This window comes from Trebonia sp., assembly GCF_049794275.1.
Classification (GTDB): Bacteria; Actinomycetota; Actinomycetes; order Streptosporangiales; family Streptosporangiaceae; genus Trebonia.
Window position 1 is genome coordinate 1 of sequence record NZ_JBARCR010001063.1, and the last position, 3,050, is coordinate 3,050.

At 70.6% G+C, this 3,050-nt stretch carries 4 protein-coding genes and 1 pseudogene; 4 read left to right on the forward strand and 1 reads right to left on the reverse strand.

All coding sequences use genetic code 11. The features are described from left to right. From WA805_RS26590 to WA805_RS26605, 4 genes and pseudogenes are all read left to right on the forward strand, one after another. Positions 1 to 772 (forward strand): annotated as a pseudogene (locus tag WA805_RS26590) (hypothetical protein); the annotation flags it as partial. 75 nt (positions 773 to 847) lie between these two features. Continuing rightward, entirely contained in the window at positions 848 to 1,285 is a 438-nt protein-coding gene (locus WA805_RS26595) for a roadblock/LC7 domain-containing protein (RefSeq protein WP_145859590.1), read from the forward strand. Between the two features lie 33 nt (positions 1,286 to 1,318). Next, positions 1,319 to 1,801 (forward strand): DUF742 domain-containing protein, encoded by a 483-nt coding sequence (locus tag WA805_RS26600; RefSeq protein ID WP_422277184.1) that lies wholly within the window; start codon positions 1,319 to 1,321, stop codon positions 1,799 to 1,801. 37 nt (positions 1,802 to 1,838) lie between these two features. Further along, positions 1,839 to 2,390, forward strand: coding sequence for a GTP-binding protein (locus WA805_RS26605; RefSeq protein ID WP_300604429.1), 552 nt, complete (start codon positions 1,839 to 1,841; stop codon positions 2,388 to 2,390). A gap of 18 nt (positions 2,391 to 2,408) precedes the next feature. Here WA805_RS26605 and WA805_RS26610 read toward each other — a convergent pair. After that, on the reverse strand, positions 2,409 to 3,050 hold a 642-nt coding region (locus tag WA805_RS26610), incomplete at its 5' end, for an SDR family NAD(P)-dependent oxidoreductase (RefSeq protein ID WP_425243717.1).

Consider the following 3,050-nt stretch of genomic DNA (forward strand, 5'->3'; position numbering starts at 1 on the left):
GATACCCAGGTTCTCCGCCGGCGCCCGCAACGCCCCCGGCGGCGACGAAGACACCGGCGCGTTCACCGCCTTCGGCGGCGTCGGCAACGGGCCGGGCACCGGCGCTAACGGCGGCACCCGGGAGTTCAGCGCCTTCACTGGCAGGCCCGGTGAAGGCCCCGGCGGCGGCGCTGCCCCGGGCAATGGCGGCGCGCCCGGCACCATCGACCCGCCCGGCGCTCCGCTGCCTACCCGGCAGCCAGGCGGCGGCAAGGGGCCGCAGCCCGGCGGCCCGGACTCCGGCACCACATGGATGCCCGCCCTTGGCGGCGACGGGGGGTCAGCGGGCTCCACGGGACCAGGCGCGAACGGCGGGAACGGCCTTGGCGGCTCCGACGGCAGCCAGGTCACGATTCCAGCGTCTGTCGGCCCGGCACAAGACCAGCGACTGCCGATCTTCGACTCGCTAGAGTCGGACTGGTTCAGGCGCAGCGGCAAGTCGCTGAGCTCGACGGCGGCCTCGGCCGCCGCACAGAGCTGGAGTTCGCCGGCGGACGAGGGCTGGCGGGCCGCGCGCGTGGTGGCGTCGCCCGCGGCGGGAGAAAATACGACAGCCGGGCTGCCAAAGCGCGTGCCGCGAGCTAATCTCGTGCCCGGATCTGTTGGTGGGGGCGAAGGCACAGAAGTCGCGCCGCCAGCCCGGTCCGCGGAGACGATCCGCACCCGGATGGCGAGCTTCCAGCGCGGTGTGGCCGAGGCGCGGGCCGCCGGACCCCAGAACGAGGAGCCATAGACCAATGAGATCCACGATTAGAGTTCTGAGAACACGAGGAGAAGCCTGTATGCACGGGCAGCGAAAGGAGCGCGCGTGAGCACGCCAGGACGCCCGGTCCAGGACCTCAGCTGGCTGATCACGAACTTCGTGGAGCGGGTCCCGGACGTGGCTCATGCGGTCGTCGTGTCGTCCGACGGGCTGCCGCTCGCGTTCTCCGCGGGGTTCCCGCAGGAGCGCGCCGACCAGCTCGCCGCGGTCACGTCCGGCCTGACCAGCCTGACCCAGGGCGCTTCGCGGGTCTTCGAAGGCGGCGCGGTCGTGCAGACCGTGGTGGAGATGCAGCGCGGGGTGCTGGTCATCATGGCGATCAGCAACGGCGCCAGCCTCGCCGTGCTCGCGGCCTCCACCTGCGATCTCGGCCTTGTCGCATACGAGATGACGCTGCTGGTAGAACGTGCGGGACGGGTACTCACCCCGGCCGCGCGCGGCGGTGTCATGCAGGGTGCGATGCCGGGAGATGGAAGACGATGACGGGAGCGGGACGCTCAATCTCTGGAGGACGTGGTGGCGGGTCTCGGCCGCGGTGACGACCGTGGTGCCCCGCCAACATGGCAGGGCCCAGGCCGGAACACCGGATCGTGGGATGAGGCGCCGCCGCAGCGGCGCCCCTATCCCGCGGAACAGCCGTACCCGGCCGACGAAGAGGGCAGCTCGACGCGGCTGGTACGCCCGTACACCGTAACCGGTGGCCGGACCCAGCCGAGGTACAAGCTCGCGCTTGAGGCCTTGGTCACCGCGACCGTGTACGAGCCCCGCGATCTATCCGTGCTGGCACCCGAGTGCCAAGCCATCTTGCAGTTCTGCCTGGACTGGCGGTCCGTCGCCGAGATATCCGCGGTGCTGCGGCTGCCGCTCGGCGTCGCCCGGATCCTGGTCGCGGACATGAGCGCGGACGGCCTCGTCCGCATCCACCAGCGTGATGATTCCGAAGGCCGGCCCGACCTTAACCTGCTCGAAAGGGTGCTTAGTGGACTCCGTAAGATCTAGCGTCGCCCGCCCGCATGGCGGGGGTGACGCTTCTGCGATGACTTCGGTGAAGATCGTCGTCGCCGGCGGTTTCGGTGTGGGCAAGACGACCTTCGTGGGTTCGGTGTCGGAAATCACGCCGCTGACCACTGAGGCGGTCATGACCGTGGCGAGCACCGACGTCGACGACCTCTCTCACGTCCCCGACAAGAACACGACAACGGTCGCCATGGACTTCGGGCGTATCACGCTCGAGAAGGACCTGGTGCTGTACATGTTCGGCACGCCGGGCCAGCACAGGTTCTGGTTCATGTGGGACGACCTGATCCAGGGCGCCATCGGCGCGGTGGTTCTTGTCGACACCCGTCGGCTCGCCGACTCGTTCCCCGCGGTGGACTACTTCGAGGCGAGCGGGCTGCCGTTCGTCATCGGCATCAACGGCTTCCACGGGCAGTTCCCGCACCGGAGCAACGATGTGCGCGAGGCGCTGGCGATCCCGTCCACAGTGCCGGTGATCCCCTGTGACGCGCGCAACCGCGAGTCGACCAAGGCCACCCTGGTGACGCTGGTCGAGCACGCGATGTCGATGCAGGCTGCGGGCAGGTACTGAGGCGGCTGGATGGCCGGGTCAGCCGGCTAGCCAGCCGCCGTCTACCGGCAGCAGTTGCCCGGTGATGTAGCCGGACGCGGGGGAGAGCAGGAATACGACCGCGCCGGCCAGATCGGCGGGGTCGCCGAGCCGGCCCATCGGGACTCGGTCGAGCACCCACGCGGCCCGATCGGGGTCCGCGAACAGGTCAGCGGTCAGTTCGGTTCGGAAGTAGCCGGGTGCGATCCCGTTCACGCGCGTGCCTGACGCGGCCCATTCGACCGCGAGCGTGCGGATGACGCCGAGCAGCGCGCTTTTGGCCGCGGCGTAGGGTGCGATGTTGGCGATGCCGCGTGCGCTGGTCAGCGAGCCGATGAACACGTGCGTGCCGGGCCGGCCGTCGCGCAGCTGGTCCCTGTGCAGCGCGGTGCTGAGGAAGAACGGCGCGTCCAGGTGGATCGCCATCAGGTCGCGCCACGCCGCCACAGGCACGGCGGCGGCGGCCGCGCGGTACTGCGTGCCAGCGGCGTGCACGATGCCGTCCAGCGGGCCGCCGGTCGCGCCCCTGGCGCTCGCGATCAGCTGGTCCGCGTGCTCGATGTCGGCCACGTCGGCGGGCAGCGGGATGACCCGGCCGACCGGGTCGAGCGCGGCGGTCTCTTTCAGCTGGGCCTCGGTCCG